Source organism: Xylanimonas protaetiae (genome assembly GCF_004135385.1).
In the GTDB taxonomy this organism is placed as follows: domain Bacteria; phylum Actinomycetota; class Actinomycetes; order Actinomycetales; family Cellulomonadaceae; genus Xylanimonas; species Xylanimonas protaetiae.
The window spans coordinates 1-11895 of sequence record NZ_CP035493.1; the positions used below are offsets into that span (position 1 = coordinate 1).

At 70.9% G+C, this 11895-nt stretch carries 11 protein-coding genes and 2 pseudogenes; 12 read left to right on the forward strand and 1 reads right to left on the reverse strand.

The window, feature by feature from the left end:
* Positions 1-375 precede the first annotated feature (375 nt).
* The 11 genes from ET471_RS00005 (at position 376) to ET471_RS00055 (ending at position 9686) form a co-directional block, all read left to right on the forward strand.
* Positions 376-1287: a bifunctional DNA primase/polymerase gene (locus ET471_RS00005; protein WP_129186030.1), complete on the forward strand. Its 912-nt coding sequence runs from the start codon at positions 376-378 to the stop codon at positions 1285-1287.
* A complete protein-coding gene (locus ET471_RS00010; protein ID WP_129186031.1) occupies positions 1284-1661 on the forward strand; it encodes a hypothetical protein in 378 nt (125 codons plus the stop codon). The genes ET471_RS00005 and ET471_RS00010 overlap by 4 nt, the downstream gene beginning before the upstream one ends.
* Entirely contained in the window at positions 1658-2491 is an 834-nt protein-coding gene (locus ET471_RS00015) for a hypothetical protein (RefSeq protein ID WP_129186032.1), read from the forward strand. Before ET471_RS00010 ends, ET471_RS00015 begins: the two co-directional genes overlap by 4 nt.
* Positions 2484-3467: a ParB/RepB/Spo0J family partition protein gene (locus ET471_RS00020; RefSeq protein WP_129186033.1), complete on the forward strand. Its 984-nt coding sequence runs from the start codon at positions 2484-2486 to the stop codon at positions 3465-3467. Before ET471_RS00015 ends, ET471_RS00020 begins: the two co-directional genes overlap by 8 nt.
* A 185-nt stretch (positions 3468-3652) precedes the next feature.
* Entirely contained in the window at positions 3653-4126 is a 474-nt protein-coding gene (locus tag ET471_RS00025) for a hypothetical protein (protein WP_129186034.1), read from the forward strand.
* A 4-nt stretch (positions 4127-4130) separates the two neighbouring features.
* Complete coding sequence (locus tag ET471_RS00030; RefSeq protein ID WP_129186035.1) at positions 4131-5291, forward strand: M23 family metallopeptidase; 1161 nt, start codon at positions 4131-4133, stop codon at positions 5289-5291.
* Complete coding sequence (locus ET471_RS00035; RefSeq protein WP_342586057.1) at positions 5288-5608, forward strand: DUF6112 family protein; 321 nt, start codon at positions 5288-5290, stop codon at positions 5606-5608. Before ET471_RS00030 ends, ET471_RS00035 begins: the two co-directional genes overlap by 4 nt.
* 13 nt (positions 5609-5621) lie before the next feature.
* Positions 5622-5927 (forward strand): DUF6112 family protein, encoded by a 306-nt coding sequence (locus ET471_RS00040; RefSeq protein WP_129186036.1) that lies wholly within the window; start codon positions 5622-5624, stop codon positions 5925-5927.
* 12 nt (positions 5928-5939) lie between these two features.
* Positions 5940-7232 (forward strand): conjugal transfer protein TrbL, encoded by a 1293-nt coding sequence (locus ET471_RS00045; protein WP_129186037.1) that lies wholly within the window; start codon positions 5940-5942, stop codon positions 7230-7232.
* Positions 7229-8677 (forward strand): SCO6880 family protein, encoded by a 1449-nt coding sequence (locus ET471_RS00050; RefSeq protein WP_129186038.1) that lies wholly within the window; start codon positions 7229-7231, stop codon positions 8675-8677. Before ET471_RS00045 ends, ET471_RS00050 begins: the two co-directional genes overlap by 4 nt.
* A 442-nt stretch (positions 8678-9119) precedes the next feature.
* Positions 9120-9686, forward strand: coding sequence for a hypothetical protein (locus ET471_RS00055; RefSeq protein WP_129186039.1), 567 nt, complete (start codon positions 9120-9122; stop codon positions 9684-9686).
* 164 nt (positions 9687-9850) lie between these two features.
* On the opposite strand, the pseudogene ET471_RS00060 reads toward ET471_RS00055, so the two are convergent.
* Positions 9851-10299: pseudogene (locus ET471_RS00060) on the reverse strand (transposase); the annotation flags it as partial.
* 376 nt (positions 10300-10675) lie between these two features.
* Here ET471_RS00060 and ET471_RS00065 point away from each other — a divergent pair.
* A pseudogene (locus tag ET471_RS00065) lies at positions 10676-11718 on the forward strand (ISL3 family transposase); the annotation flags it as partial.
* Between the last annotated feature and the right edge of the window lie 177 nt (positions 11719-11895).

Genomic DNA, 11895 nt, shown 5'->3' on the forward strand with positions numbered 1-11895 from the left:
TCGTTCAGCGGAGCCGGCGGCGCAGCCACCCAATGCAGGAACCCGCCCTGGGCTCGTTGCAGCTCACGCACCCCGGGGGACGCCGGCGGCGGGAGCTGCAGAGGCGCGTCGACGAAGCAGCCCGACAGAGCAGCGATGAACGCGTTGACCACGCATACCGGGCAGAGTCCTCCGCACCCCCTCGCCCTCCTCCTGCTCGGCCCGTGCCGTCGTGGGCTTCCGGTGATCGTCAGGGAGCACCGCCAGGCTACGGATGCGTGTGCACACGAGCGGTGCCTGACCTGTGCGGACGCCGCATAGGGCCAACGCTCGGGTGAGCAGTTGCCAACGCTCGGGGTGCGGTTCCACGAGCGCTCGGCGCGGAGCGTGGGCGGCATGTCCACGACCACGCCGTCTCCCCCGGGTTCTCTCGCGCTCCTGCGCCGGGCAACTAGGGCGCCCTCGCTGCCGTCGGCCGCGTACGACATTGCGCGCGCGGACTTGCCCGTGTTCCCGTGCGCGCCGACGGCAAAACAGCCCCTAACGCAGCGCGGGTTCCGCGATGCGACAACCGACCTGGATCAGGTGGCCTCGTGGTGGGCGCGCCGCCCGGACGCGAACATCGGCCTGCCCACCGGCGCCGCATCGGGGTTCGATGTCGTCGACGTTGACCTCAAGGGTGAGGACGCCACCGGGTTCCCTGCGTGGGAGTTAGCGCGGCGGGCGGGTCTGGTGTCGGGGTGGTCGATGGTGGTGCGGACGCCGTCGGGCGGGATCCACGCGTACTTCGAGCATGCGGTCGGTGTCGAGCAGCGTTCGTGGACGTCCCCGCGTACGCACGTCGACTTTCGCGGGGATGGCGGGTACGTCGTCGTCCCGCCGTCGTGGTGCGTAACCGTGTCCGGTCCGCGGCGGTACGAGGTGATCACCGTGGCCCACCACCCGACGTCGCCGGTCGATGCGATCGCGCTCAGGGCGTTCCTGGACCCGCCCCGCCCAGTCCCGACCTTCCCAACGGCCGTGACACCCGGCATGGGTGCGAGCCCTGAGCGCCTGGCCGCGTTTGTAGCCGGACTTCCCGAGGGCGGCCGGAACGCGGGCCTGCATTGGGCGGCGTGCCGGATGGTCGAGGGCGGCTTCGGCCTGGCCTCAACCCTGAGCGCCCTCGGCGACGCGGCCCAGCACGCCGGCCTGGGCGTCCCGGAGATCGACCGGACGATCCGTTCGGCGTTCCGCACCACCACACCCCTTCCGGACCTGGGCGGCGGTGGGCGCCGCCCGGACCCCGCCCCGGAGGTGACCCAGTGATCCTGGACACGTTCAACCTGCCCCACCGCGAAGCACCCCAGCCTGAGGCGGCACGCGCGCAGGCGCCGGACCCGCTGGCGGTCCACCGCGACCCGTCACGCAGGCCGATCGTGTCGGGCGGCACGATCGGTGCCCACGCCCGCGTGTACGGGAACTACGACTGGGTGCGGGTGGCGGACCTGTCGGTCCACGCGGCCCAGGGCGCGGTCGGGAAGGGCATCGCACTGGAGCGGGCGCTCATGCACACCGTGTACTGCGCCCCAGCCCGGACCGTCGCGGCGTTGCGTCAGCGGCGGGCCGTGGCCCGTGAGCGCGGCACGCTCCCGCCCGCACCGCCGTCGACTCCGACTCCCGGCGAGGGGGTGCAACTGTGACCGCCGCCCTGCTCGGCGATGTCGAGCACCTGCGCCACCTCCTGACGGACCTGGCGACGAACCCCACCCGTTCCTGGGCACGCGACCCGGAGGCCGCCGACCTGATGAGGTTCTGCGCGCGCAAGTACGCGGGTCTGGCCCGCAAGTACGGGCAGAGCCCGCACGATGCGGCGGTGGCCGCGTTCTTCGAACTGCGACGCCCGTCGCTCGCCGCAAAGCGTGACCCGTGGGCGTACGTGACCACGGCGGTGGAGTCGAACCTCAAGGCGAACCAGCTCGCCGACGAACGCCTGTGCTCCGAACGCGACGCCCGCCACCGCCAGGCCACTCCCGTGCACGAGGCGAAGCGGCTCGACGACGGCGGATGGTCCGTCCTGTCCGACGCCCTGCCCGTGACGCCCGCCGCCGACTCCGTGGTGCGGACCGTCGTCGGGCGCGTCGAGCCAGGCGAGGCAACGCGCGCACTCGACGTCGCCGTCTATCTCCTCGCCACCTACGGGTGGCCGGTTGACGTCGCCCGCGTCGCCGTCGACTACGTCAGTGACCGGCTCGCGAACTGTGGTGGCCGGCGGCGGGCATACACCTACCTGCGCCGCGACCGGCACGCCCTGGTGCTCCTCGACCTGCCCCACCGCTCGTGGCTGGCCCTGCTCACCGCGCTGCTCGGCGACCCCGGCCAGCCCGAGACGTCAGATGCCGGGCGCGGCCTGCTGCTGCGCGCCCTGCTCGGTGAGGGCAACGACACCTTGAGCGCCGACCCGGTACTGCGCGCCGTGCTCAACGGCGGCGCACCCACCAGCGCGACGGCGGTGGAGGTGTCCCGTGTCTGAGACCCGACCGCTGACGGACATTGAGCGGGCCATCGACTCGATCCAGGTCGGGACCCGGTTCCGATCCGATCTGGGCGACATCGACGCGCTGATGGCGTCGATCGAGAAGACGGGGCTGCTCCAGCCGATCACCGTGACCCCCGACGGCGTCCTGGTCTCCGGGCAGCGGCGCCTCGCCGCCCTCAGGAAGCTGGGACAGCGCACGACCCGGGTGTGGGTGCGTCAGGGGATCTCCGAGCCGGCCGATCTCATGGCTGCGCAACTGGACGAGAACGCGACGCACAAGCCGCTCAACCCGGTCGAGCAGGCCGCCTTGTACCGGGCGGCGAAGGCGCACTTCGAGCGGCTCGCCGCGCAGCGCAAGGCGGCCACGCAGTTCCGTACCTCGCCCGACGACACCGAACCCATGGAAGGCGTTTCCGCAGGTGGAGCCGGTGGTGGCGAATCGCCACCACCGGCAGGCGAGCTCAAGAGTCGGCACAAGGCGGCTCTGCTGGTCAACGGGTCGGCCGGGTACAAGCGCCACGAACAGGTCGGCGCCCTGGAACGGATCCGGGACGACGAGAACCAGGACCCCCAGATCCGGCAGGCCGCGGGCGACGCGCTCACCCGGATCGAGGGAGGCGCAGCGGTCCAGCCGCTCTACGACACCATCAAGACCCACCTCGCCGCGAAGGCCGCGGCAGGCGGTCGCTCGGTACCCACCGGCCACACCGCTGCTCCGGGCCGCCCCCGTCAGGCGGCGCCCCGCGCGACAGGGCCGGTCGCGCCCCGTCGCGGCACGATCCGCGGCTTCCTGATGACGATCGCGACGCTCGACGGGTGGGCGGAGGCCTTCGACGCCGACGACGTCGGGCGCGGCATGACGGACGAGGAGTGGGACCGGTTCGACCGGGTCCGCGCGCAACTCGACCGGTTCGCCGTCGTTGCTAAGGCCGGGCGCGAGGCCGCCCGGGCACAGCGGGTGACGCCGTGAACGGCCTCCCGCGAACCCGGACGTGGCGCACCGCCCTGGTCGGCGGCGTGGTCACGGCCGTCATCCTGGCCGGGGTCATGGCGACAGCACTCTGGCGAACGGATCGAACCTCTGCCACAGCGGCCATCACCTCCTCGACGCCCACCGCCCCGGCGGTGCGGGCCATTCCCGAGCACGCTCCCCCGGTGGCCGCCTCCGACGACCCGGTCACGTTCGCTCGCGCGGTCGCAACGACCCTGTTCGCGTGGGACACCACCGATCGGCGCCCAGTCGACGCGCACCGGGACCCGATCATCGCGGTCGGTGACCCGGCGGGCATCGAGACGCCGGGACTCGTGGCCGACCTCGCCCTGTACCTCCCGACCGCCGAGGCGTGGAAGCTCTTGTCCGGGTACTCGACCCGGCAGTGGCTCGACATCACCGCCGCCGCTGTACCGGCCTCCTGGCCGGGGATCGCCGCAAACGCCCCCGCAGGGTCGCTCGCTCCGGGCACAACGGCGGTGACGATCGACGGCATCCGCCACCGGGCCGGCACCTGGGAGGGCGAGCACGTGCACGACAAGTTCACGGTCGCGTTCACGATGTTCGTCGTCTGCGGCCCGACCCACCCGACCTGTCACCTGCTGCGCCTCGGCGCACTCGACACCCCGCTGCGGTGACCCCATGCGCCGCATCCTGATCGTCACCGCGCTCATCCTCGTCCTCGCCCCAGGCGTGTTCGTCGGCGGGGTGTTGGTGCTTGCCCTGCCAAGCCTCGCGGGCGCCTGCGACGCATCCCTGGTGGTGACCTCGGTCCCCACCACGATCACGGCAACGGCCACGGACGGGCGCCCGGTCACGCTGGGGCTCGCACAGCTCACCCATGCCGCCGTCATCGTCACGGTTGGCGAGCAGACGCCCGACGTCGGACGCGACGGCGTGGTCATCGCGCTCATGGCGGCACTGACCGAGTCGGGGCTGCGGAACCTCGCCAACACGGGCGCCTACCCGTCGTCGGCGTCCCTGCCCAACGACGGGGACGGCGGCGACCACGACTCGCTCGGCCTGTTCCAGATGCGCCCGCAGACGGGCTGGGGCTCGGTGCCCGAACTCATGGATCCGACCTACCAGGCGCGGGCGTTCTTCGGCGGCCCGACGGGACCGAACGGGGGAAGCCCGCGCGGGCTGCTCGACATCCCCCGCTGGCACGACCTCGCACCCGGTGCCGCAGCACAGGCGGTCGAGGTGTCCGCCTACCCGGAGCGGTACGCACGGTTCGAGCCGGTCGCCGTCGCAATCCTCGCCGCGCTCACCACCACCGGGGCGTCGGCGTCGGAGGCCGGCCTGCCCACCGTCACCGCCACCGTCTTCCCCCTCCCGGAGGGGACATGGGCCCGGACGAGCGGCTACGGGATGCGGGTCAACCCGGTCACCGGGCTGCGCACCTTGCATGCGGGCGTCGACCTCGCAGCACCTGAGGGCACCGCGATCCTCGCAACGGCTGCGGGCCGCGTCGTCCATGCCGGGCCGCGAGGCGGTCTCGGCAACGCGGTCGCGATCCTCCACCTCGTCGACGGCTCCCCCGTCGTGTCCGTGTACGGGCACATCCGCGACGGCGGCATCCACGTCACCGTCGGCCAGATCGTCACACCCGGAATGCACATCGCCGACGTCGGATCCACGGGCAACTCCACCGGCCCGCACCTGCACCTCGAGATCCGCCCAGGCGGCCTCGACCAGCCCTCGATCGACCCGACCGGCTGGCTCGACCACACCTCGACGTCCACGACACCAGCAGCGACGTTCGCACCAGCACCCTGCGCGACGGCGGGGGTGGCGGCGTGAACCCGATCCCAGTCGCACCCGACTTCACCGCCCTGGGCTCGGACGAGAAGCTCGCCCGCATCATCGGGGCGCTGATGACGGTCGCCCTCTTGGTCGCCGTCATCGTCCTGATCGCCTCCGCGATCACGTGGGCCATCGCGTCCAACGCCGGGTCCTGGCACCTGGCCCAGCGGGCGCGGGCCGGTGTGCTCGTCGCGCTCGGCGGCGCCGTTCTGGCCGGCGGGGCCATCGCGTGGATGAGCTGGCTCCTCGGGGTCGGCCTGTCCTTCTTCCTCCCCGGCACCGGCATCGGTGTCGGCTCGACCATCAGCGCCTGAACGGAGCACCACCATGAACACCACCGTCGTCGTCCGTCGCATGCTGACCGACATCTCGATCACCCCGAACTCTGACGGGCTGCCCGGCATCGCCCAGTTGCGCAACGTCGTCGGGGCCGTGATGACCGTCGGGCTGATCCTCGCGGTCCTCGCCGTGATCGTCGCCGCGATCGTGTGGGCGTTCGGGTCCCACACCGGGAACCCGACTTACGCGGGCCGCGGCAAGTCCGGCGTGCTGATCTCCGTCGCCGCGGCCGCCGTGTGTGGGGCCGCCGTCACGCTCGTGAACTTCTTCTGGAACGTCGGCCAGTCCATCTGATCGGAGCCCGTCATGGACCTGTGCACCATCCCCGGCGTCAACGCCATCTGCGGCGCAGCACAGTCGGCAGCGGGCAGCGCCGTCACCGCTTTCCTCGTGAGCATCACCGCGATGGTCTCCGACGGCGTCGCGACCCTCATGCGGGGCATGTGGGCGCTGTTCGAGACGACGACGTTCGTCGACATCACCAGCGGCTCGTTCACATCCGTCTACAACATCGTGTTCGGTGTCGCCGTCACGGTCATGCTCGGCTTCTTCCTGCTCCAAGTCATCACCGGAATGATCCACCGCGAGCCCGCCGCCCTGTCCAGGGCCGCCCTCGGGCTCGGCAAGTCCGTACTCGGATCCTTCGTCGTCGTCACGATCATCGCGGCCGGCCTCGAGATCACCGACCGCATCTGCACCGGCATCATCGCCGCGGCCGGCACCAACCTCACCGAGGTCGGCGACCGCATCACCCTGCTCACCACCGGCACCGCCGCCACCATGTCGGGCGGCGTTGGCGGCATCCTCATCGTGACCCTGCTGCTGTCCATCCTGGCCGGGTGCGCGGCCCTGATCCTGTGGATCAGCCTCCTCATCCGCAAGGCCCTGATCCTCATCGCCGTCGTGTTCGCACCCATCGCCCTCGCCGGGGCCAGCTGGGACTCCACCCGCGGGTGGCTCGGACGGTGGGCGAACTTCGTCGTCGCGCTCGTCATCTCGAAGATCGTCATCGTCGTCTTCCTGCTGCTCGCGACCGCGCAGCTCACCGCCCCCGTCTCAGCGGACCTCGCATCCCTGTCGGACCCGATCACCGGCGTCGTGCTCCTCCTCATCGCCGGGTTCGCGCCCTACCTGACCTACAAGGCCATCAACTTCATGGGGTTCGACATGTACCACGCCATGTCCGCGGAACAAGAGGCCAAACAAGCCCTCAACCGGCCGGTGCCGGTCCCCTCGAAGCTCCTCAACCGCAGTGAGCCCAGCCGCATCCTGGCCGACCCCGGGACCGGTTCCGTGCCGCCACCCACCGCCCGCACGGGCAGCAGCCCATGGCCCACCAACCCCGGCCCGACGACGACGGCGCCCGCCGGTGCAACCGGTGCCGGTTGGGCACCGGAGGCGGCTTCCGGCGTGGCCGCCAGTGCGGGTGCTGCCGCGGGTGCGGGTGCGGGTGCGGGGGCTGCTGGCGCGGCTGGCCCCGTCGGCGCGGGGGTGCTCGCCGCGAAGGCCGCCGCCGAGGCCGGACCCAAAGCCGGCACGTGGATCGCCGGCCAAGCCCACCACGGGGCCGACGCCGCCCAGCAAGGAGGAACCCGATGACGACCCCCGAGAACGAACTGCGGCCGGTCAAGTTCTCCCGCCTCGCCCGCCGCGGCATCATCCTCGGCCTGACCGGCCCACGCCTCCTCACCGCAGGAACCGCCGCCGTCATCATGGTGGTTGCCCTCTACACCGGCGGGTCCGCGCCCGTGCTCGCCGCACCACTGGTGGTGCTGCTCCTGACGGTCACCCTCGTACCCGTCGCGGGTCGCACGGCAGTCGAGTGGCTACCCATCGCCGCCCGCTGGGGCCGACGCACCATGACCGGGCAGACCACGTTCCGGGCCCGGATCGGCAAGCCCCGCCCCGCGGGCACCCTCGCCCTGCCCGGCGACGCCGCCGCCCTGCGCGAGTACACCGACCCCGACACCGGCGCCGTCTACATCCACGACCCGCACCGCGCCACCCTCACCGCGATCCTCGACGTCCAGCACCCGGCGTTCGTGCTCCTGGACGCCACCGACCAGAACCGCCGCGTCACCATCTGGGGCCGCGCCCTGGCCTCCGCGTGTCGCACCGGACGCATCGCCACCGTCCAGGTCCTCGAACGCACCCTGCCCGACTCTGGCCGCCCCTTGGTCGACTGGTGGCGCACCCACGGTGTCCGCGACGGTTCTTGGGCGTCGGAAACCTACGAACAGCTCGTCGAACGCGCCGGGCCCGCCGGGCACCGGCGCGCGTCCACGATCTCGGTCGCACTCGAAATGCGCGCCGCGGCCCGCACCATCCGGGCGGCCGGGCGCGGGCTCCGCGGCGCCGCGGTCGTGCTGCGTCAGGAGGTCGACGCCATGATCCTGGCCCTGCGCGCCGCCGACATCACTGTGACCCGCGTCCTCGCACCCTCCGACCTCGCCGTCGTGCTCCGCACCGCCTACGACCCCTCCGTCGCCCCCGCCCTTGATCGTCACGGCGACCTCGGCCACGACCTCGCCACCGCCGGCCCCCTCGCCGTCACCGAATCCTGGGGTTCGCTGCGATCTGACTCCGCCTACCAGGCCGTGCTCTGGATCTCCGAATGGCCCCGCTCCTACGTCACGCCCGGCTTCCTGCAGCCGCTGCTCGCCTCCACCGGCGTCCAGCACACGTTCACGATCCTCTTCACGCCCGTGCGCGCCGACGCCGCCGCCCGCGCCATCCGCAAGGCCAAGACCGAACACATCGCCGACGCCGCCCAACGCGCCAAGATCGGGCAAGTCGAAGACGCCACCCAGACCGCCGAGTACACCGACGTCCTCCAGCAAGAAGCCGACCTCACCGCCGGACACGGTCTCCTCCGCGCAGTCGGGCTCATCACCGTCAGCGCGACCAACACGACGGAGCTTGAGCGCGCCGTCGCGGTCATCGAGCAAGCCGCCATCCAGTCATCCTGCGAGTCACGGCGCCTGTGGGGTCAGCAGGCACAAGCGTTCACGTCGGCGGCGCTTCCCCTGTGCCGAATGCCGTAGCCGGGTGGTGTGCCCTTGTCGGTGTTGTACCGCGTGAGAGCCGAGAGCCGGTCCGCCGTGCCGGCGCCGACAACGACGGTGCGCAACATGTACGCGTACCCATCCCCGGCCGACATCACCCAAATCGAGACCGTCACCGTCGCACCTCCGCTGTTCCAGGTGCGCCCCGAGGACCGGACGGTGGTCGATCAGACAGCGCCAGCGACGCTCGTCGCGGGACCACGCGTTCGGATGAGATGGGGCAAGCCCCTCCCAACCCGCTCGCGAGCGAGAATAGGCGTGAACGATGACCGACGTGACACAACCCGTCCCGAACCCGACTGACGAGACGTCGACCGTCCAGCCACCGACGAGCCCAGAATCGTTCGGTCCGCCGCCGCCCCCGCCCGAGGAGGCGACAGGCCCCTCGTCACCAGAGCCAGCCGCGGCGCCAAGGCGCTCCATGCCGCGCTGGCTAGCTCCAGCACGCGCTGGGCTCGCCGCGCTGTTGATCGGCCTGGGTGCCGGCATTGTCATCGGAGGCAGTGGAGACCCGACCACCACCGACGAGTACGCACAGATCGTGGCGGAGCGGGACGAGGCACGTTCAAGAGCCACTGAATCTGCAGCCGAGGCCGCGCGACTTCAGTCACAGGTGGACGTCTTTGAGGCGGCCGACGCCGCCGCACAAGCAGCTGAGGATGCGGCCGCCCTTGCGGCCGCCAACGCGCCGAATGTCGAACCAGGACACCTGGCGATCGAACTTCGTGTGACGGACAAGAAGTGCTTTGGGTCTGCCGGATGCAACGTGACCGTCGAGCCCACTCTGTCGATCGTGGCCAACAATGACGGTGTGGGTCGCGGCGGGTTCCGGGTGACCTATGAGATCCAGGGCGGAGAAGACGGACCTGTCGTCAACACGACCGACGTAACTGCTGGCGGCAACTACACCGTCAGTCCCGAGAGGGTCAGCACTGCCCGCGAAAGCGACGTACTCACGGCGGTCATCACGGACGTCTATTACCGCTGAAGCCCGAACTGTGCGGCCCACCGTCGGATCGGGTTCCGCGCCGCGGCAGCACCTGAGCAGGCGAGTTCTCCACAGTTGAACCGCCCAGGTTCTCTGCCGCTCCTTTGCGGGTTGAACCTGCATGGTGTGAGCAGCGTAGTGGGCGTCCTCGTACTCGGCCGGGGTCGTGCCGCGACCGTGACGCCCTGCTCACGCAGCACGGCCAGGATCGACTCGACGGCATACCCCTTGGCGCGCATCTGATCGATGAAGCCCACGATCAGCGGTTGCGGGGGTCGAGTTCCCCCGCGAAGGAAATCGAGGCCGCCTTCAAGATCTCGTTGGCCTCACGCAGCCGCTTGTTCTCGGCCTTGAGTTTCTTGATCTCGGCAGACTCCTCGGTCGTGACTCCGGGCCGGGAGCCGCCGTCGACCTGGGCCTGGACCACCCACCGACGCACCGGCTCCTTTCCGACGCCGAGCTGCTTGGCGACCGCGGCCGACGCCGCGGTCAACGACGGGTACTCCCCGAGGTGGTTGGTCACGAGACGCACAGCACGCGCCTTGAGCTCCGGATCGGTTCTCTTGGGCGTCAGCCCATCCTTCCTGGTCGGTGACTCAGAGAGGAACGGCATCAAACCTAGGGCGGTTCAGTCGGCACCCAGACCCTGCCGATCCGCAAGCCGCTACCCGACGACCTACGCGAAGCCCTCGACAAGACCGAGCAGGCAGCCCACTGAGGGGACACCACATTGGCCCAAGTCGGGGCTGCCGCTGTGCCGAATGCCGTAGCCAGTATTGGCGTCGGGCGGCGACGGCCCACCGCGGCGGCCCAAACCGGCTCTTCATAGATGAGGGTGTAGCGGTGTCCACGATGTTGTGAGACTCGGGCCACGGCGGAGCGCGTGTCGGGGAGCAGGAAGGCGTCGAGGCCTTCCGATGATGGGGTTCTCACACCAACTCCATCGGGAAGACCTCGACGTGGACGACGCTACCTTCTGCCCGCCTGACCTGACCACGTTCTGCCGTCTCGACGACCTCGGCCTGGTCGTCGTCGGCCAGCACGTCACCGCCCGCAAGACCGTCCTGGAGTGCCGGGTCGCGCCCGTGCCCGGGACGAGTTCTGCCGGACCTGCGGGCAGGAGGGCGTCGTGCGGGACACGGTCACGAGGCGGCTGGCGCACGAGCCGTTCGGGTGGCGGCCCACCACGCTCCTGCTGCGGGTTCGCCGCTTCCGATGCCCGTCGTGCGCAACGGTGTGGCGGCAAGACACCACGGCTGCTGCGCAGCCGCGCGCGAAGCTCTCCCGGGCTGCGTTGTCCTGGGCTCTGAACGGGCTCGTGGTTCAGCACCTGACCGTCGCGAGGCTGCGCGACGCGCTCGGCGTCGCCTGGAACACCGTCAACGATGCCGTCCTGGTCGAGGGGCACCGCGTGCTGATCGCCGATCCGGCCCGGTTCGACGGGGTCAGCGTCATCGGGGTGGACGAGCACGTGTGGCGGCACACCCGCCGCGGGGAGAAGTACGTCACCGTCATCATCGACCTGACCCCGATCAAGGACGGCAAGGGCCCAGCTCGGCTGCTCGACATGGTCGAGGGCCGCTCCAAGGCCGTCTTCAAGGAATGGCTGACGCAGAGGCCGAAGGCGTGGCAGGAGCGGATCGAGGTCGTCGCGATGGACGGGTTCACCGGGTTCAAGACCGCCGCTGCCGAAGAGCTGCCCGACGCGGTCGCGGTCATGGACCCGTTCCATGTCGTGCGCCTCGCGGGCGACGCCCTGGACCGGTGCCGGCGCCGCGTCCAGCAAGACCTACACGGGCACCGCGGGCTACGCGACGATCCGCTCTACAAGGCCCGACGGACCCTGCACACCGGTGCCAGCCTCCTGACCGACAAACAAGTCGCCCGCATCGAGGCCCTGTTCGCCCTCGAGGAGCACGTGCTCGTCGAGGCGACCTGGGGCATCTACCAGCGCATGATCGCCGCCTACCGCCACCCCGACCCCAACGCCGGGAAGAAGCTCATGACCGCGCTCATCGACTCCGTGAGTTCAGCCCAAATCCACCGCTCGGCGGCTGTCCGGGTGGGTCTGTCTTGTGCCCGAGAGCCGCGGGTGTGGCCGCTGATCTGCGAAAATGGGTACCTCTGGCATGGACTGGTCCGCGGTGAAGCCCTGTCACCTTGTGGGTGAAGAGGCTTCGGGCAGGCGATCGCGGCACTGGCGGTGCGG

Coding starts and splice junctions, on each gene's coding strand:
- ET471_RS00055 (WP_129186039.1), top strand. CDS start 9,120: ATGCCGCGCTGGCTAGCTCCAGCACGCGCTGGGCTCGCCGCGCTGTTG.
- ET471_RS00045 (WP_129186037.1), top strand. CDS start 5,940: ATGGACCTGTGCACCATCCCCGGCGTCAACGCCATCTGCGGCGCAGCA.
- ET471_RS00050 (WP_129186038.1), top strand. CDS start 7,229: ATGACGACCCCCGAGAACGAACTGCGGCCGGTCAAGTTCTCCCGCCTC.
- ET471_RS00040 (WP_129186036.1), top strand. CDS start 5,622: ATGAACACCACCGTCGTCGTCCGTCGCATGCTGACCGACATCTCGATC.
- ET471_RS00005 (WP_129186030.1), top strand. CDS start 376: ATGTCCACGACCACGCCGTCTCCCCCGGGTTCTCTCGCGCTCCTGCGC.
- ET471_RS00030 (WP_129186035.1), top strand. CDS start 4,131: ATGCGCCGCATCCTGATCGTCACCGCGCTCATCCTCGTCCTCGCCCCA.